Here is a 17918-nt window from a genome sequence, read left to right on the forward strand (position 1 = left end):
GGATCTTGGCATATAGTAAAGAAGAGTTCCTTTTTGTAAGGCTCAAAAAAAAATGATTAAATTTGTCCTCCATGAAAAAATCTATCTTGTTCCTGGCATTCTGGATCTCTTTCTCTTATAAGGCAGATTGCATCCACTATTATATTTCATCGAGTCTCGGAAACGATGGCTGGTCTGGTCGTTTGCCAGTACCCAATGCATCCCGGACCGACGGCCCTAAAAGCAGCGTACAGGCGTTTCAACAATTGATCAATAATACTGCGGGAGCCGGTGACAGCGTATGGTTGAGAAAGGGTGATTCCTGGACCTCCACCAGCGGATTTGTGACCAATCATGCGCATGGCAACCCACAGGTTAATTTGTTTATTGGAGCTTACGGAACGGGCAATTTGCCCATCCTCTATTTTGATGGACAGGGTAATGTATTCACCATCCGGGGATTTGACGATCAGCCAAGTTCCTATCTGCACATCAAAGATCTCGAAATCAATACCAGAGCCACCAACAACCGTCCTACTGGAATATGGGTAGGTGAAGGCTGGTATCCCAACAAACCTCATCATATCATTCTGGATGGTTTGCATGTCAAAAATTGCAGCAACGGCATGATCTTATACGACCGCGACATCATTGTGCAAAATTGCGTACTCAGCAATAACGGCAATAACAACACAGGTCAGGGTATTTTTTGCTCTGCGAGAAATGTCGTCTTTCGCAACAATGTCCTGGACAATAACGGAAGCGGTAGCGTATTTGTGCACAGCATGTATATCAGTCAGACGGACAGCATCACCATTGAGGGCAACGAAATTAAGAATGCCGATGATGGACTCAAACTCAGAACAACCAACCATCTGATCGTGAGAAATAATATCATCCACGACACACGCATCCATACCATCCATTTGGGTGGTGATGAAGCTGGTGGGTTGCGCAACGCCATTATTGAAGGCAATTGGGTCTATAATGCACCTCAGGGATTGCGGATTGCTTCTGAGTCAGGAAACCAAACCCAGCTTACGGAAAATGTCATCGTAAGAAATAATATTTTTCCTGCCATGATCCACATCTCAAACAATGGTCCGGTAAAAGATATTTTTATTTACAATAATCTGCTGCACTCGGGTGGCAGCCTTCCCACTTTATTTTTATGCCAGGCTGTAAACCCAATCAATTTGCAAGTGCGAAATAATATTTTTTACAAAACGACAGCGAGCAATAATCACTCCCTGCTCCTGTTTAATTCTGCCAGCGGATTCAACGGCATCGCATTGGATCACAATCTTTACCATTTTCCTGTCGGAAGCGAAAACATTATTACCTTGGGAAATACCTCTTTCAAAACACTAAGTCATTTCAAAAACCAGTACCCCAATATGGAAATACACGGCCAGCAGGGCGATCCGCATTTTGTAAATCCCGGAACTGATTTTCGGCCAAGCCCCACCAGTTTGCTGGCGATCGATCGCGGAGCAGATCTGTCGGGTCTGGTGGATTTTGACTTTGATCAAAGACAAAGACCCTTGGACGGTGATGGAATTGGCGGAACGGCCTGGGATATAGGTCCCTATGAATTTTGTTGTGTTTCTTCTTCCGATCAAGGTTCAGAATCAGATGCAGCAGTTTGGATTGCTCCCAATCCGGTGCAAGACAGACTCCAGGTATTTCATCCGGGAAATTCCCTTCAAAAAATCATCATCTGCAATATGGTAGGACAGGAGTTAATCTCATTTGATGCTGAGGATGAGTTGACTGAAATAAATGTGAAAGATCTTCCATCTGGTTTTTATTTGTTGTATCACTTATCAGATCATAAGAGGATTGGAAGAATTGGTTTTGTGAAATAGAAGAAGGTGAATGATGAGTTTTGTGTTTAAATAATTTAACACCTCCTCGTCTATTCTCCTGTTAAAATCTTCTTCTCCGGTTTCACCATCACTCCGCGCTTAAGCGCTTCATAACCCCAGCGATGACGGATGTGGTCGATTTGTCGCATCAGGGAGATTTGTTCGCCGGTATCTTCAAAGAGATCCAGCTGGGGGCTGCCATAGATCAGGCCGCTGAATTTGACGCCGATGAGGCGGATGAGTTGACGGCGCTCGTAGACTTTTTCGAAAAGCTGCCAGACCATTGGCCAGAGTTGCCGATCGAGAGAGGTATAAGATATTTTTTGTTGACGGGTGAAGGTGTTGAAGTCGGCATAGCGGATTTTGACGGTGACCACGGAGCAGAGTTTGCCGCTGTCGCGAAGCTCGAAAGCGAGTTTTTCAGTCATGTCGAGGAGCATGGTGCGGATGCGACCCAGATCCAGGGTATCCTGTTCGAAGGTGCGCTCTTTGGAGATTGATTTGGCTTCATGGTAAGGGATGACAGGACGGCTGTCGATCGCGTTGGCGTGCATCCACAGACTGCGGCCATTCTCTCCAAACTGTCGCTCCAGCAATTTGATGGGTATTTCGCTGAGCAGCTGAATGGTGCGCACCCCCATAAAGCTGAGCTTCTTGTAAGTCTCCTTGCCCAAACCGGGGATCTTGGCGGTGGACAGGGGGGCGATAAACCCCTTTTCCGTACCGGCGGGGACCTCACGGGTGCCATTGGGCTTGGCTTCTCCGGTGCCTATCTTGGACACCAGTTTGTTGACCGAAAGCCCAAAGGAGATGGGCAGTCCACTCTCGCGGGTGATCTTCTGCCTTAGTTCAGCAGACCACTTCATACAGCCAAAGTAACGGTCCATGCCGCTGAGGTCCAGATAAAACTCATCGATGGAGGCCTTCTCAAACACAGGGGCTTCGCTTTCGATGATCTCTGTGACCAGGCCCGAATAATGGCTGTAGCTGTCCATATCGCCCCTGAGTACCAGGGCCTGGGGACAGAGCCTCAGGGCCATTTTCATGGGCATGGCGGAGTGCACCCCAAAGGCACGGGCCTCATAGCTGCAGGCCGCCACCACCCCGCGGTTGCTCGTCCCGCCTACAATGAGGGGTTTTCCCCGCAAAGCGCTGTTTTTCAAACACTCTACAGATACAAAGAAGGAATCCAGATCCAGATGAAGTATTGCCCTGTCGTACATGCTGTTTTCTTAAAAAAGGCAAGCCATGGCAAAGGTAATAATTAATCGGCATAGATGGACGAATATATCGACATAATATCTCCCATGCTCGTCCGGCTTGCATTTATGCTCCTACTCATAGAGTGAGGGGGTTCCCTGATTCGCGGTTCTGATGCATAGAGCGGATAATGGCTAAAAAGAAGATGGCTTGATTTATCGGAAAATTAAAAGTTGCGATTTCGATTTGAACACAGCATAAAATTCACAATGAATGGACTGATTGAAGAACAGGACAACACAAACCATTAGAAAGCTTAAAATCTCAAAATTTAGGAGATCAGATGAGTGAGACAGAATGGATTGATACTGCTTTGGCTGCACTTTCAACCCGCCGGATTGCGGAACGAGAGAAGGAAAATGGGTAAAGCAAAAATGCAAAAGTCAGCAAAAAACTGCACGAAAAGAAATGGAGTCAAACAACCGGGAAAGCCGCAATCCCGGGCGATCACTTTTTACTAATTCTCAGGAGGAAAAAATGTCTTTTAAAAAGGAATTCATAAAATAGAAACGATTACCATAGATATGCAATGATTGGGCCTACTTGAGTATAACACAATAAAGAAATCTAGAACGCTCACTCCCCGTAATGATAAAAAATCCCACTGTCAAATGCCGTCCAAAGACTGGCTTTTTGGCCGCAGGATTTTAATGCGTTGTTGGCCCAGGTGTTACAGGTCTTGAATAAATGATAGCGACCTACTGCTTCGTAGAAGGCATCGTGCATGTTATAATTTGCGTCAGTGCCAATGTGAATGGATTGCCCGGACTGGTCTGTTTTGAAGCTTTTTTGAATGTACCGGACAAGTTGTAGGTATTGCTTCTCGCTGATTCGGATCCTTTTGCAATTTTCACTTTCTTCCAAGTGATGATAAAAGCTGGCGTGAATGGCAGAAGTGCTCAATGCAAATGCAGCCTTAAAAGCCACACTCCACTTCAGCTCCGCCCAGGTGGGTGTCTCAAGGTAAAAACCTTTGTCACCCCAACCAAAGGCCACGTATTGTACGCTCGTGTCCTTTGCTTTGGTGTGTTCGAATTTAACCCATTGGGTCCAGTCCATTGCGGCTGTTTTAACTGGCACTACAATGTCGGTGTGAACTCCGTTGGACAAGATATAAATCGTGAGATCATCTTCTGGTTTTACATCTTCATTGACCGCTATTCGCGAAAGGGCAAAAGCCAAGGCAAGGTACATCAAGATAAAGCCAACCAAAGACAATACAAATATTTTTAGACCTTTTGTAATACGCCTAAAGTTCATTGCTAAAACATTTATCTACAATCAGTCTGAAATGATTTTTGATCTGATGATTTCCCATGAAGTCAAGGAATAAATAATTCCAGCCCATTGCACATTTTTCCATTCATTTACAAATGTATTCGATTTTAACAGGAAGCAAAAAAAATTGTATCAGATGCTCAAGTATTTGACAGAGTTTATTGTTTGTATCTTGTTCTTAGATTGACTTATTCATTAGATCTTATACCGGTACCCGCCATACTATTCGGAATTTTGTCCATTGTTCAAACTTTAAATCACCATTCATTCAACCTTTAGACACTTTTTCAATTTTATTAGCACAATATTCATCAGATTTTGAAAAATTCCTTCATCACCCTTGCGGCCATTGCCATATTAATTTTTTTGGTTCGATACTTTTATTTTAAGCCAATGCTGGTGTTTGGACAAGTGGCGCCTGATTTTGCAACGGTGTCCATGGAAGGTGACAGTCTCCGGCTTAAAGATTTTACAGGGCATTATCTGCTGATTGATTTTTGGGGTAGCTGGTGTGCTCCCTGCCGGGCTGAAAATCCAATTCTTTCCTTGCTATATGCCCGCTATAAGGATCAGGTTTTCAAGTCTGCCAAGGGTATCCGTTTTGTGAGTGTGGCTCTGGACAACCAACCTGAGTCTGTCAAATCAGCCATTCAGAAGGATGGACTTGCCTGGTCTGAGCATATTTTGGAAGATCAATCCATGAACGGTAATGTCGCCCGCTTATTTGGTATAAAAAGCATCCCCATGAAGTACCTGATCGGTCCTGACGGCAGAATCATTTTGGCAGACCCGGACATTAAAGAGCTGGATGACTATCTGGCCAAAGACATTTTAAAAAACTGACATTTTGACTGAAAACTCAGAATGGCAAGTATATTGCGCATTTGATGGAGATTGTTAATTAGAAGATATGATGCAGCCAGAAGACAATAAAGTGACAGAAGATCAGCCAATAGATGACAATTTGACGATGGATCAGGATTCTGATCAGTTGATCATTGATGTAGCTTCCATTGAAAACAATTCTAACGATGAAATCTCTAAGATGAAAGCAGAGCTAACGGAGCAAAAAGACAAATTTCTGAGGTTGTATGCCGAATTTGACAATTACAAGCGGAGGACGGTCCGTGAAAAACTGGATTTGATCCACACGGCTTCAAAGGAGGTATTGTTTGAAATTTTGCCTGTGGTGGACGATTTGGAAAGGGCCAGGAAATTGGCTGAAGACCAGGGCGATGAGGCGATTTTTCCAGAGGGTATCAGATTGGTTTACCAAAAACTGATGGGGGTTTTAAAATCAAAAGGTGTGGAAGCCATGGAAAGCAATGGCAAAGAATTCGATGCCAATGATCACGAAGCCATAACGGAGATTCCTGCTCCGGATGAATCCATGAAGGGTAAGATCATCGACACCGTAGAAAAAGGTTATAAAATTCACGATAAAATCCTTCGTTTTGCGAAGGTGGTTGTGGGAAAATAAAATTACACACAAAAAGGGAGGAAGATGAATTCCCGAAGTGCAAATATGGCAAAAAGAGATTATTACGAGGTGCTGGGTGTCAGCAAAAGTGCCAACGATGAGGTCATCAAGAAAGCCTATCGAAAGTTGGCCATGCAGTACCACCCAGACAAAAATCCGGGTGACAAGGCGGCTGAAGAAAAATTTAAAGAAGCAGCTGAAGCCTATGAAGTATTGAGCAATCCGGATAAAAAAGCGAGGTATGACAGGTATGGTCATGCAGGCGTTGACCCTCAGTCCGGAGGTTTCGGAGGACAGGGCGGAATGACCATGGACGATATTTTTGAGCACTTTGGAGATATCTTCGGGGAGAGCGGTGGAAGTCCATTTGAATCCTTTTTTGGTGGCAGAGGCAGGTCGAGCCGAACATCCGGAGGCCAGAAGGGAAGCAATATCCGGATCAAGGTGTCCCTGACCCTTGAGGAAATTGCCACCGGCATCAGCAAGAAGATTAAAGTAAAGAAGCAGGTTGCTTGCAAAATCTGCAGTGGCTCCGGTGCCAAAGACGCCAAATCGGTCAAAACCTGTGGTACCTGCAATGGCTCCGGTTATGTCCGCCAGGTTCGAAGTACCTTCCTGGGTCAGATGCAGACCACGACTACCTGTCCAACTTGCAATGGATCCGGGCAGCAAATAGCCAACAATTGCACTTCATGTCGTGGAAGCGGTGTGGAAATGGGTGAGGAGACCATCGAAATCCAAATTCCAGCAGGCGTGGAGGACAATATGCAATTGTCGATGCGTGGAAAAGGGAATGCGGGATCCAATGGAGGCCCTGCAGGAGATTTGCTGATCAGTATCGAGCAAAAACCCCATGAATCTTTCTCAAGGGATGGCATGAACATTCATTATGATCTGTATGTCAATTTCGCCGATGCAGCACTAGGCTATCAGGCTGAAGTTCCCACCCTCAACAATCCAGTCAAAATCAAACTTCCACCGGGCACCCAAAGTGGAAAAATCTTCCGTCTGAAAGGTTTGGGTATCCCATCGGTGCAGAGTTATGACAAAGGCGATCAACTCATTCACATCAATATCTGGACTCCTAAAAATTTGACTTCTGAAGAAAAGTCCATGTTGGAAAAAATGCGCCAGATGCCCAATTTTCAACCACATCCCGGCACAGAAGAAAAGGGATTTTTTGAGCGCATGAAAGAGTTTTTTCATGGGTAGAAACTTTTTTTTTGTCAGCATTTTACTGTGGACCATTGTTTTTGCGAATTCTTGCAGAAATGCCTTGTACAAAGAAGAAATAACCGTTGATCCGATTGGATGGACCTACGATCAGGAGGTAAAATTCAAATGGAATGTCAAAGACACAAGCCTACTGTATGACATCCTATTGAAATTGGAACACACGATCGATTTAAAGTATCAGAATGTATATGTCAAAGCGATCACTTCCATCCCCAACCAGGCGGACGCAGAGCAAATTCTCTCGTTGGAATTATTGCATACAAATGGGATTCCTGTTGGAGATTGTTATGGTAATCATTGCAGGGCAGCACTGGTATTGAATGAGAAAATCCGCTTTCCTTCATTGGGAGAGTATTCTTTAAAATTGCAGCAAAACTCAAGACAGGATAGCCTTCCCGGATTGAAATCTCTCAGTCTGGAGATTGTACAGAGCAAACTTTAACCCAGAATTGTCATTAGAATTCTATTACGAGCCAAAATAGCTTTAAATGCAAGCCTCTTCTCGAAATTCGTGCTCAATGAAATATAAAATGACCAAACAAAGTATTGTTTGGTTCCTTCCTTAGCGAGTGAAATTGTTCACTCGCTTTCCGACCATGTCGGAACCAGTCAGTCATGCGCGAATTTCTTTCGAGGAGTCTTGCCTTTGTTGCTCTTTTGGCTCTCATTACAAAATCTAATGACAATTCTGGGTTTAATGAATGTGCATCATTTTTTGCCCATGAGATTTTTTCAAGGTCTGGACGGATGATTCAATCAGTTAAAAATCCTCTCAAAAGCGGCCCTTTGAATGTCTTTAAGCTGATCACTATTCACTACCTTTGCGGCCCTAATTCAAAAATGTATGGCAGACCATAAGATTATATTTTCGATGAGCGGTGTGAGCAAAATCATTCCTCCCAACCGCACGATATTAAAAGACATTTGGTTGTCTTTTTTTTATGGAGCAAAAATTGGAGTTCTGGGTTTGAATGGATCCGGTAAGTCCACCTTGCTCAAACTGATAGCAGGTATTGATAAAAACTATCAGGGAAAAATCGAATTTGATGGCAACTACAAGATTGGTTTTCTGGAACAAGAGCCCAGCTTGGATGAGTCCAAGACGGTCAAGGAAATTGTCCAGGAAGGTGTTCAGGAGATTGTCGATCTGCTCAGGGAATATGATGAGATCAACCTGAAGTTTGCCGAACCAATGGAGGATGATGAAATGAACCGCTTGATTGAACGCCAGGGTGAAGTCGGTGAAAAGCTGGAGATTCTGGGTGCCTGGGAATTGGACAACAAGTTGGAAGTGGCGATGGATGCTTTGCGTTGTCCGGAAGGCGATACCAAAGTGAGAGTGCTTTCGGGAGGAGAGCGAAGAAGGGTGGCGTTGGCCAGACTTTTGCTCAGCAATCCGGATATCTTATTGCTGGATGAACCCACCAACCATTTGGATGCAGAGTCTGTGCTTTGGTTGGAGCAGTTTCTCAGCAAGTTTCCAGGTACGGTCATTGCAGTCACGCACGACCGTTATTTTCTGGACAATGTAGCTGGTTGGATTCTTGAGTTGGACAGAGGCGAGGGAATTCCATGGCAGGGCAATTACTCTTCCTGGCTGGAGCAAAAATCCAACCGATTGGCCAATGAAGAAAAACAGGAAAGCAAGCGCAAAAAAGCACTCGACAAAGAATTGGAATGGGTGCGAATGAATCCGAAAGGTCGTCAGGCCAAATCCAAAGCCAGATTGAATGCGTATGAGAAAATGGCAGGTGAAGAAACCCGCGAAAAGGAAAACAAACTAGACTTGTTTATACCACCGGGTCCCAGACTTGGCGATGTCGTCATTGAAGTCAATGGTGTATCCAAAGGATTTGGTGACCGATTGTTGTATGACAATGTTGGTTTTAAAATTCCAAAAAATGCCATTGTGGGAATTATTGGCCCCAATGGCGTAGGAAAGTCCACTCTATTTAGAATGATCATGGGTCAGGAAAAACCGGACAGCGGAAATATTGTCATCGGAGAAACGGTGAAACTGGCTTATGTTGATCAAAGCCATCATGATCTCCTGCCGGATAAAACCATCTACGATATTATTTCCGGAGGATTGGATATCATCAAGGTGGGTAATGCAGAAGTCAATGCCAGGGCTTATTTGAGTAAGTTTAATTTTTCTGGTCAGGATCAAAGCAAGAAAGTGGGTGTTTTGTCCGGAGGGGAGAGAAACCGATTGCATTTGGCCATGACCCTCAAGGAGGGTGGCAACGTTTTATTGCTCGATGAACCAACCAATGACATTGATGTCAATACATTGCGTTCGCTGGAAGAAGCCATTGACGATTTTGCAGGTTGCGTGTTGGTGATCTCTCACGACCGATGGTTTATCGACCGACTCGCCACCCATATTTTGTCTTTTGAAGACGAAGGCCAGGTGGTGTTTTTTGAAGGTAATTTTACTGATTACGAAGAAAACAAGAAACAGCGATTGGGCAATGTTACGCCGCACAGACCCAGATTCAAGAATCTGATGCGGATTTAGAATTCCGTTCTTGCCTGGAATACACTTTGACTTTTATTGTTGTTTTGATTGAATTGGATCAAGCTGATTGATTTCCGGCTGGTCTGTATTGTAATGGACGGTAATGCTGTCTCCAACTTCAAATTGTTTGAGCTGACTTTTAAAAATTCCAGAAAATTTTTGAGCGTTGATTTCAAATTCATAGTGGTGCAAAAAGGTTTCTTTGGCATTGGACCATTTTCGTCTTTTTTCAAAACGACTCTCTACCTTGCTAATGCTTGTTTTGATCTCCGAAGAAAGGGCGGACAATTTGCCGGGCTGCTTCTGCTTGAAAGGAAGGGTAGTATCCAGAAAAAACCACAAACCAGTGGAAAGAAAAAGGGAAACGATCCAAGCCAACAAGGCCCTGTTTTTTTTTCTGTCAAATCCAATCAAAGTAAAGAGCTGTGATGCAATCATTTTTCCAGCAGGAAGAAAAAGTACGAGGGGAAGTAAATCGAGAAAAAATTCATCAGAGTTCCGAAAACCAAGCATAAGAACTATACCTGAGCCAATCAGGCTTAGTGCAAACAAGAAGATAGAAAAGCTTGGATTGCGTTTTTCAGTCAAGGAATTTTTTAAAAGTGGAGGTGGAATTTGGGAAGGCTTTGATGGCAGCAAGGGCCATTTTTCGTCATTGCAAACGAGTGTTGCTGTTGTTTTTAAAAATCCAACCTCTACCAGAATTTTTAGGTCCAAACCTTGTAATTCAAAAGTGCCAACACCAGCACGCAGTTTTGTATCGCATATTTGCTGATCCACTGTAAGACGGTATTCAAAGCAATCGAATTTGGGTCTGATGCTGAGAAGAACGTTTCTTTCGCCGCATTTTGAAAAGTAGTAATTGGCTAACATACGGTTCTGTGGATGAATATAAATATTTTTTGATAAGAACTATGCAATAGAAATATTTGTCTATAGAATTTTGGTGCCCATACTAAGCTGTTATTAAAAGAGACGCATTGATTTGAGGAATTCGATTTGATTTATTAACAGGCCTTGGGCTCTTTTTATTTCCGGAATGATCATTCATATCAAGAGGATCAATTCTGCAATCGTACTTTGAAAACAGGTTTTCGGTTTTCAGGAACATTGGAAAAGTCAACAAGACTCTTTTAGGAAACCTGTTGAGCTGATATTTTTTCATTTTGGGTCAAACTTAAAACAATCAATAAAAAACGAACAGCATATTCAGGCTATTCAGTTTTGGCGCTCAAGTTAAAAAACTTCCGGCTCCGATGAGGTATCATTCTGACTATGAAATGGAAACTTATGGATAAAAAATTATCTAAATCATTATTATATAAGATTATATAAATTATATAATATATTAATATGATATTTTTATAAATTTCACCGAATATATCCAAGGCATAATCTCTGCGACAAGAAACCAATCAAGCTGTTTTTTCGTTATATCTTCCATGCGATTGAAATCCTTTGTTTTACTGATCGTTTTTTCATTTTGTGGAATGCTATTGATGGCACAGGATCCTCGATTGGCGATGCAGTATTTTCAGGATGGCGAGTACGACAAAGCCGCACAACTTTACAGCAGTTTATTTCAGAAAAATCCAGAAAGCGAGGTTTATTTAAATTATCTTTTATTGAGCCTAGAAGGTGCCGGTAAAAATGCAGAGGCTGAATCCCTGGTAAAAAAGGAGATTGGTCGCAAACCCAAGGAAGCCATTTTGTATTTGTATTATGGCAAAATTTTACAAAAAAAGGGAGATGGAAAAGCGGCTGACAAGCAGTTTAAAAATTGTATCGATCATCTGCCGGCCGATGTGATCCTGATTCAAAAGGTGGCCAATGCTTTTTTGGAAATTCCAAATTATGATCTTGCCATTGCTTCCTACGAGAAAGGGCAAAAAATCTTAAAGGGGCAGTTTTCGTTTACCTACAACCTAGCGGACCTGTACCGCAGAAAAGGAGACCATCATACCATGCTCAAGTATTATGTAGAGGGATTGGACGACGGGAGCATTCACGTGGTGACCTTGCAAAATGTACTGGTGGCCTATCTTGAGCCCATCAAATTGGTTGATTTGCAGAGCATGCTGTACGAGCGTCTGCAAACAAAACCCGATCACATACCATATGTAGAAATGCTGCAATGGACTTTTGTCCAAACCAAAGATTTCATCAATGCAATGAGGCAGGCCAAAGCCATGGACAGAAACCTGAATGAAGGAGGTGGAAGAGTCATGCAGATGGCAAATATTGCTGCCAATGAAGGGGATTACAAAACTGCGATTGATGGGTATAGTTATGTGAGAAATCTGGGTCCAGCCGGAGGAAATTATTTAGAAGCTTATCGCCAGATTCTGATCAACAGACGCAAGCTAATCGTCGAAAAAAGAAACTACAATGCAGAGGATCTCCTCGAACTCGAGAAAGACTATCAAAGCTTTAAAGAAGAATACGGTGCCAGCAGACTGGCTGCACAAATGTTGTTGGAATATGCAGAACTTGAGGCTCGGTATCTCAACAGGACAGACAAAGCCATTGCCATTTTGACCGAAGTGGTTGCCAATCCGGTGGTCGATGCGAGGACCAAAGCCCAAGCCAAAATCGATCTTGCCGATTATTATTTGATCAGCGGAGAGCGTTGGGAGAGCACGCTTTTATATTCCCAGGTGGACAAAGACTTTATGGAAGACCAAATTGGAGAAATGGCCCGGTATAAAAATGCAAGACTCTCTTATTTTGCAGGTGATTTTGAATGGGCGCAAGAACAGTTTGATATTTTAAAAAGAGCTACTTCCAGGCTCATATCCAATGACGCCATCGACATGTCTGTTTTTATTTTGGATCATCTCAACCAGGATTCCACGGGAGAAGCATTGTCCGATTATGCAGCAGCCGAACTGGCTTTGTTCCAAAATAGATTTGACACAGCCCTGACCATTCTAGACAGCATGATTGTATGGTATCCCGAAAACAGTCTTGTGGATGATATCTATTACTTACAGGCTCAGGTTTTCAATCGAATTCAGCAGACGGACAAAGCGATCCTGAAATACGAATACATCCTTGAAAAACATAAGGAAGAAATCAGGGCCGACAATTCCCTGTATGAATTGGCCAAAATATATGACCATCAGCTGGACAATAAGACGAAAGCCCTGGAATTGTATGAGAGGCTTTTCTTGGAGTTTAGCGGAAGTACCCTGGCGGTGGATGCAAGACAACGATTTAGGGTCCTGAGAGGAGATAAGTTTCAATAAGGCATGCAGACAAAAGACGAAATTGTTAGTAATTGGCTACCCAGATACACGGGCGTTCCATTGGACGAATTTGGAGAGTACATCATCCTTGTCAATTTTAGTTTGTACGTGGAATTGTTTGCAAAGTGGAATGGTGTAGAGATCAGAGGCAAAGACAGACCCATGTCCAACGCCACCGCTCACAACATTACCATCATCAATTTTGGAATGGGAAGTCCAAATGCTGGTACCGTCATTGATCTATTGACAGCAATTATGCCCAAGGCAATTTTGTTTTTGGGTAAATGTGGTGGTCTAAAAACCAGTAAGAACAACATCGGTGATTTGATATTGCCCATTGCGGCGATTCGCGGAGAGGGTACATCCAATGACTATCTTCCTCCGGAGGTTCCTGCTTTACCGGCTTTTGCATTGCAAAAAGCGATCAGCACCACCATTCGCGAGCACGAAAAGGATTATTGGACAGGTACTGTTTACACCACCAACAAACGCGTGTGGGAACATCGGGAAGATTTTAAACAATACCTCACCGAGTTGCGCGCCATGGCCATTGACATGGAAACCGCCACCATTTTTATCGCTTCTTTTAAAAATAAAATTCCTGCAGGCGCGCTTTTGCTCGTGTCCGATATGCCCATGATGCCGGATGGCGTCAAAACAGAAGAGAGCGACAAAAAAGTAACCTCCGAGTTTTTGGAGGAGCATCTCAAAATCGGAATAGACTCTTTGAAAAAACTGATGGAAAATGCCCAGACTGTAAGGCATTTAAGGTTTTGAACCGAAAATTTTCCCCAATAAATTATCCAGTTGATCTTCCAGAGGATCCGGTGAGCTAAAGTCGCTAAATCCATCATATTGCAGCGCTTCGCTCAGATGAAGACTCAGGTTGAGGTTTTTTTGATCGACACAAAGAAATTTTTTCTTTCTCCACAATTCTCTTCCCAAATATTCCTGTTCGGGCTGTCCGGGTGTTGGCACCAGCAATGCTTGTTTTTTAATGACGGCAAGATCCATCAGGGTGGTATATCCAGACCTTGATACGATGAGCCTGGATTCACACAACAACCGGTTGAGCGATTCGCCTGAGCAAAGATCAATTACTTCCACATTGGATGGATAATGCAAAGATCTGGGAAGATTGGTACCTCTGATCAACAGTGCATTTCCATCGGGCAGCGCGGAGAATTGTGCCATCAGCAATTCCTCGAAGTAAGTCCTCTGCGGTTCGGGTCCGGACAACAGAAAACAGATTTCAAATTTTGGGTCAAGATCCATTTTACGAAGACGGGAGACTGGACCAATGAAGAAATGTTGATCGGAATGAAACAAATGGGATAAATCGCCGGACAAATTGGAATCGTTTTCAAAGTCGGGTATCCACAACTGATCAAACTTCATGTAGAAAAATCTCATCCAGCGATCGGTCATTATTTCCAAGAGTTTAGACCCGAGCGGAAGGTGGAGATGATGGGATACAATGACCGAAGAAATGTCTTTTTGCGAAGCCCCAAAGCGGGCATCCGAAACAATCAATTGGATGTTTTCCTTTTTGCAAATAGATTCAATTTGTTTTTTTTCTTTAAAAATGGCTTTGTGCAATTTTGAAAACTGCAACAGCATGTTCCAGTACATATTGCTCGTCGGATAGCTCATGCCATAATCGACCAATTCATATAAGGGTAAGTGTGGAAATTCGAGTCGCAGAAGATCCATACCTGCACCAGAGCAAGCAAGTACAATTTTTATTTTTTTGGATTCAAAATACCGAATGATCGGAATGGTCCTTGTGATGTGCCCCAATCCCCAATGTTGAGGACAGATCAAAACAGATTCGGGAAAATGAGTATTGTACTCTGTTTCTGGTTTTGTTTTAGCTGGATCCATGAGAGCTAAAATAGGACCATTTAATCGTTCAGTCTGATTTCGTCTTCTGGTCCATCGAAAAATCTAAACTCAATGAGACCCATGTCCTGATCTTCTTTTATTTTAACCCTTCTCTGGTATTTCCAATACCATTTCCAGGGATATCCAAACCAACCTTTCTTCAGGTATGCAACCACGTATGGGTGGGCCATCAGAATGGGCTGTTTGGCGGGACGGGTCTTCATGATAAAATCCAATTTGGATTCGATCTGATCGACCAACAAGATGGTCGGATTGACTTTTCCATTTCCATTACAGCAAGGGCAGGTTTCCGTTGTATCGATGGTCATTTCCTGCTTTTCTCGCTGACGAGTGATTTGCATCAAACCAAACTTCGATAGCGGAAGGATGGTGTGTTGAGAGCGGTCGTTGGCCATAAATTCTTTCATCTGCCTGTAAAGCTCTGCTTTGTTTTCATTGCTTTTCATGTCAATGAAATCAATCACGATCAGGCCGCCGATGTCCCTCAGTCGAAGTTGTCGCGCTATTTCTTCTGCGGCCTCTAAGTTTACCTGGAGTGCCGCATTTTCCTGATCCAATCTTTGGACCTTGGGTCCGCTATTGACATCGATCACGTGCATGGCCTCTGTTTTGTCAATGACCACATAAGCTCCACTGGGAAGAGTAGATGTATTGCCAAAGGAGGATTTTATCTGTCGTTTGACCCCATGTGCATCAAAGATTGATTTGGTTCCTTTGAAATGATGGAGAATACTAACTTTATCCGGGAGATTGCTTTGGAGATAATTTTTAATGGCCAGGTAAAGGTCAAAATCATTGACGTGAATTCCGGAAAAATTCTTGGTTACAATGTCTCTGATCAGACTGGAAGTTTTATCCACCTCACTCAAAAGTTTGATGGGTGGTTTGGCCTTGACAAGTTGCTGGTGGATATGCCGCCATTTTACCAGCAACAAATTCATTTCTTCATGGAGTTCTGCTACTTTTCTGCCTTCTGCAGCAGTGCGTACAACAATGCCAAAATTTTTTGGCCGTATTGATTCTACCAAATTATAGAGTCTGTCTCTTTCGTCAGAGCTTGCAATTTTTTTGGAAATGGCGATGGAATTGGAAAAAGGGGTAAGGACAATATACCGGCCCGGGATGGTTAGCTCACAACTCAGACGATGTCCTTTGGTAGAAATGGGTTCTTTGAGGATTTGAACCAACAGCAAATTTTTCTTTTCCAGCACCTGGGAGACTTTTCCATTTTTGTGAATTTCGGGCTGAATTTCAAAATTTTCCAAACCCTGGCTGGTGTGTATTCCGTGGATGACTTCGTGGGTATATTTTTTAACAGAATTGAGCACAGGCCCCATGTCCGTATAATGAAGAAACGCTTCTTTGGAATGGCCTATGTCCACAAAAGCTGCGTTGAGACCCGGCATCAGTTTTCTGACCTGACCCAGGAAGATGTCACCCACGTTGTAATGGGTATTGGATTTTTGTTTGTGGAGCTCTACCAGTTTTTTGTTTTCCAGCAGAGCAATTTCCACGGTCCCCTGATGGGATGAGATGATTAACTCTTTGTCCATTGCACCAATTTAGTGAGATGCGGAGCTAAGATTTACATGTAGCCAAACATGGAAGTTAAAACTGCCAGACAATCATCGCAGATATGACTACGGTTGTGGGAAAGGCTAGGTGTAAAAACCAATATGAAGAGGACGACCGTCTGTCATGGCTCAGGTTTGCCTTTCAGTGATCACTGTTTTTAGATTGATGGGGTATTCGTTCACCAACCGAGCAGGTTCAAAAAGGACCTTAGTGCCGCAAGGTTAACCTATCTTATTTTCTTTTTGTGCCTATTCTTTCTAAGCCTCTTTTTGCGCTTGTGTGTGGCTATTTTATGTCTTTTTCTTTTTTTACCGCAAGGCATAATTTGTATTTTTAAAATTTATTATTGAAATAAATCTGCCTGAACTTCAGTTCAGACTTATTCTTTTTTACAATGTTTTTGAAATTCAGAAGGGTCATCCGTCCAATTTGCCGATTCAATGAGTTCCAACATGAGACAATTGGCTTCAGGATCATCTGATTTTTTATTCAACAACTTGAGCAATCTACTTTTGGCTTTTTCCCATTGACCTGTTTGCATGGCCAATCGGGTCAGAGTATATTGGATGGCCAGATAATCAGGATATTCCTTTTCCAAAGCCAAAAGAGCTTGAATGCCAGCCATTGGATTTTCACCCGGACTTTTGACGTCCACCAGGGCCAAGAGCAATCTGTATCTTGGCTCATTGGGTGCCAATGAGATGGCATTTTCGAAAGCGCTGGTCGCTTTTTGACGACAATACAAGCGTTCTCTTTCTCCATCCAGTTGGTCGAGACCTTCCAGAAAAGTAGTCCCTGCAATGCTCCATGCTTCTGCACTTTTCTCAATTTCTGCTATTTGCATTGCATAAGCTCCTGCGATATCAGCCCTTCCATTCTGAAACCAAAATCCCGACAGGGCCTTTAGAGGCTCTGCCTTTTCTTCGGAGGATTGCACTTTATCGTTCAATTGCTTGAGTTCAGCTTTCTGAACCTCAGTGAGTTTTACGGTAGCTTCTGAGAGTAAATTTTCAATTCCACTTGCATCCAAAGACTTGGCTTTGCTCTGAGCGGATTTTTTAAGATCTGGTGAGACAATATCCAAAAAAAGGAAGCTGCTCAAACAGACCAGCAAAAGTCCGGCCGCCAGGGTCAATGGACTCAATCTCATGCTATTCTTCTCCTTCTTCTTCGTATACGCCTTCCGGCTCCTTACCCAATTTTACATGATCCACAAAAATTTTAGCAGGCTTAAAAGAAGGTATATAGTGCTCCGGAATTTCGATGGCAACATTCTTTTTTATATGTCTTCCAATCTTTTTGGCGCGTTTTTTTACAACAAAGGAACCAAAGCCCCTGATAAAAACATTTTCGCCACCAGCCAGAGAAGCTTTCACTTCCTTGAAAAACATTTCGAGAGAAACGAGTACATCTACCTTGGGTACACCAGATTTCTCGGAGATAATGGATACTAAATCCGCTTTTCTCATTTGCTTGATATTTAATTAGTTATGAAAAAATTATTCAAAAGAGTGTGCAAATTTCGGAAAATTTATCGGAATGCAAAAAAAAACCAAGTTTTTTTTTAA

Annotated in this window: 15 protein-coding genes; 8 read left to right on the forward strand and 7 right to left on the reverse strand. The window is 42.9% G+C overall.

Features of this window, described 5'->3' with window-relative positions:
* The first annotated feature begins 71 nt into the window (after window positions 1-71).
* The gene (locus IPM48_07175) at window positions 72-1847 is read left to right on the forward strand and encodes a right-handed parallel beta-helix repeat-containing protein (GenBank protein ID MBK9271362.1); all 1776 of its coding nucleotides are present in this window, start codon (window positions 72-74) and stop codon (window positions 1845-1847) included.
* Window positions 1848-1897: 50 nt separating this feature from the next.
* On the opposite strand, the gene dinB is transcribed toward IPM48_07175, so the two are convergent.
* Window positions 1898-3070, reverse strand: coding sequence for a DNA polymerase IV (gene dinB, locus IPM48_07180; GenBank protein MBK9271363.1), 1173 nt, complete (start codon window positions 3068-3070; stop codon window positions 1898-1900).
* 613 nt (window positions 3071-3683) lie between these two features.
* Entirely contained in the window at window positions 3684-4367 is a 684-nt protein-coding gene (locus tag IPM48_07185) for a TIGR02117 family protein (protein ID MBK9271364.1), read from the reverse strand.
* 336 nt (window positions 4368-4703) lie between these two features.
* On the opposite strand from IPM48_07185, the gene IPM48_07190 reads away from it, so the two are divergent.
* The 5 genes from IPM48_07190 (at window position 4704) to ettA (ending at window position 9622) form a co-directional block, all read left to right on the forward strand.
* Window positions 4704-5228 carry a TlpA family protein disulfide reductase gene (locus IPM48_07190; GenBank protein MBK9271365.1) on the forward strand — a complete coding sequence of 175 codons (525 nt, stop codon included), beginning with the start codon at window positions 4704-4706 and terminating at the stop codon, window positions 5226-5228.
* Between the two features lie 70 nt (window positions 5229-5298).
* Complete coding sequence (locus tag IPM48_07195) at window positions 5299-5865, forward strand: nucleotide exchange factor GrpE (GenBank protein ID MBK9271366.1); 567 nt, start codon at window positions 5299-5301, stop codon at window positions 5863-5865.
* A gap of 45 nt (window positions 5866-5910) precedes the next feature.
* Window positions 5911-7077, forward strand: coding sequence for a molecular chaperone DnaJ (gene dnaJ / locus IPM48_07200; GenBank protein ID MBK9271367.1), 1167 nt, complete (start codon window positions 5911-5913; stop codon window positions 7075-7077).
* On the forward strand, window positions 7070-7543 hold the full coding sequence (locus tag IPM48_07205) for a hypothetical protein (protein ID MBK9271368.1): 474 nt from the start codon (window positions 7070-7072) through the stop codon (window positions 7541-7543). The genes dnaJ and IPM48_07205 overlap by 8 nt, the downstream gene beginning before the upstream one ends.
* 402 nt (window positions 7544-7945) lie before the next feature.
* On the forward strand, window positions 7946-9622 hold the full coding sequence (gene ettA, locus IPM48_07210; GenBank protein ID MBK9271369.1) for an energy-dependent translational throttle protein EttA: 1677 nt from the start codon (window positions 7946-7948) through the stop codon (window positions 9620-9622).
* A gap of 33 nt (window positions 9623-9655) precedes the next feature.
* Here ettA and IPM48_07215 read toward each other — a convergent pair whose 3' ends face one another.
* Window positions 9656-10495, reverse strand: a complete 840-nt coding sequence (locus tag IPM48_07215; protein MBK9271370.1) for a hypothetical protein — start codon at window positions 10493-10495, stop codon at window positions 9656-9658.
* Window positions 10496-11064: 569 nt separating this feature from the next.
* Between IPM48_07215 and IPM48_07220 the strand changes: the two genes are divergently transcribed.
* Together IPM48_07220 and IPM48_07225 are read left to right on the forward strand one after the other, a co-directional pair.
* Window positions 11065-12870 carry a tetratricopeptide repeat protein gene (locus tag IPM48_07220; protein ID MBK9271371.1) on the forward strand — a complete coding sequence of 602 codons (1806 nt, stop codon included), beginning with the start codon at window positions 11065-11067 and terminating at the stop codon, window positions 12868-12870.
* A gap of 3 nt (window positions 12871-12873) precedes the next feature.
* Window positions 12874-13647, forward strand: a complete 774-nt coding sequence (locus IPM48_07225) for an AMP nucleosidase (GenBank protein MBK9271372.1) — start codon at window positions 12874-12876, stop codon at window positions 13645-13647.
* On the opposite strand, the gene IPM48_07230 is transcribed toward IPM48_07225, so the two are convergent.
* The 4 genes from IPM48_07230 to IPM48_07245 all read right to left on the reverse strand — a co-directional run bounded on the left by IPM48_07230 (window position 13636) and on the right by IPM48_07245 (window position 17819).
* Window positions 13636-14754: a glycosyltransferase gene (locus IPM48_07230; protein ID MBK9271373.1), complete on the reverse strand. Its 1119-nt coding sequence runs from the start codon at window positions 14752-14754 to the stop codon at window positions 13636-13638. The two genes, IPM48_07225 and IPM48_07230, sit on opposite strands and share 12 nt — an antisense overlap.
* A 20-nt stretch (window positions 14755-14774) precedes the next feature.
* Window positions 14775-16328 carry an Rne/Rng family ribonuclease gene (locus tag IPM48_07235; protein MBK9271374.1) on the reverse strand — a complete coding sequence of 518 codons (1554 nt, stop codon included), beginning with the start codon at window positions 16326-16328 and terminating at the stop codon, window positions 14775-14777.
* A 401-nt stretch (window positions 16329-16729) separates the two neighbouring features.
* Window positions 16730-17500 (reverse strand): tetratricopeptide repeat protein, encoded by a 771-nt coding sequence (locus IPM48_07240; GenBank protein MBK9271375.1) that lies wholly within the window; start codon window positions 17498-17500, stop codon window positions 16730-16732.
* A 1-nt stretch (window position 17501) separates the two neighbouring features.
* Window positions 17502-17819: an integration host factor subunit beta gene (locus IPM48_07245; GenBank protein ID MBK9271376.1), complete on the reverse strand. Its 318-nt coding sequence runs from the start codon at window positions 17817-17819 to the stop codon at window positions 17502-17504.
* Window positions 17820-17918 lie beyond the last annotated feature (99 nt).

The organism is Saprospiraceae bacterium (assembly GCA_016715965.1).
GTDB lineage: Bacteria > Bacteroidota > Bacteroidia > Chitinophagales > Saprospiraceae > Vicinibacter.

Coding starts and splice junctions, on each gene's coding strand:
- IPM48_07225 (MBK9271372.1), top strand. CDS start 12,874: ATGCAGACAAAAGACGAAATTGTTAGTAATTGGCTACCCAGATACACG.
- IPM48_07235 (MBK9271374.1), bottom strand. CDS start 16,328: ATGGACAAAGAGTTAATCATCTCATCCCATCAGGGGACCGTGGAAATT.
- ettA (MBK9271369.1), top strand. CDS start 7,946: ATGGCAGACCATAAGATTATATTTTCGATGAGCGGTGTGAGCAAAATC.
- IPM48_07215 (MBK9271370.1), bottom strand. CDS start 10,495: ATGTTAGCCAATTACTACTTTTCAAAATGCGGCGAAAGAAACGTTCTT.
- IPM48_07240 (MBK9271375.1), bottom strand. CDS start 17,500: ATGAGATTGAGTCCATTGACCCTGGCGGCCGGACTTTTGCTGGTCTGT.
- IPM48_07195 (MBK9271366.1), top strand. CDS start 5,299: ATGCAGCCAGAAGACAATAAAGTGACAGAAGATCAGCCAATAGATGAC.
- IPM48_07175 (MBK9271362.1), top strand. CDS start 72: ATGAAAAAATCTATCTTGTTCCTGGCATTCTGGATCTCTTTCTCTTAT.
- dinB (MBK9271363.1), bottom strand. CDS start 3,070: ATGTACGACAGGGCAATACTTCATCTGGATCTGGATTCCTTCTTTGTA.
- IPM48_07230 (MBK9271373.1), bottom strand. CDS start 14,754: ATGGATCCAGCTAAAACAAAACCAGAAACAGAGTACAATACTCATTTT.
- IPM48_07205 (MBK9271368.1), top strand. CDS start 7,070: ATGGGTAGAAACTTTTTTTTTGTCAGCATTTTACTGTGGACCATTGTT.
- IPM48_07220 (MBK9271371.1), top strand. CDS start 11,065: ATGCGATTGAAATCCTTTGTTTTACTGATCGTTTTTTCATTTTGTGGA.
- dnaJ (MBK9271367.1), top strand. CDS start 5,911: ATGGCAAAAAGAGATTATTACGAGGTGCTGGGTGTCAGCAAAAGTGCC.
- IPM48_07185 (MBK9271364.1), bottom strand. CDS start 4,367: ATGAACTTTAGGCGTATTACAAAAGGTCTAAAAATATTTGTATTGTCT.
- IPM48_07245 (MBK9271376.1), bottom strand. CDS start 17,819: ATGAGAAAAGCGGATTTAGTATCCATTATCTCCGAGAAATCTGGTGTA.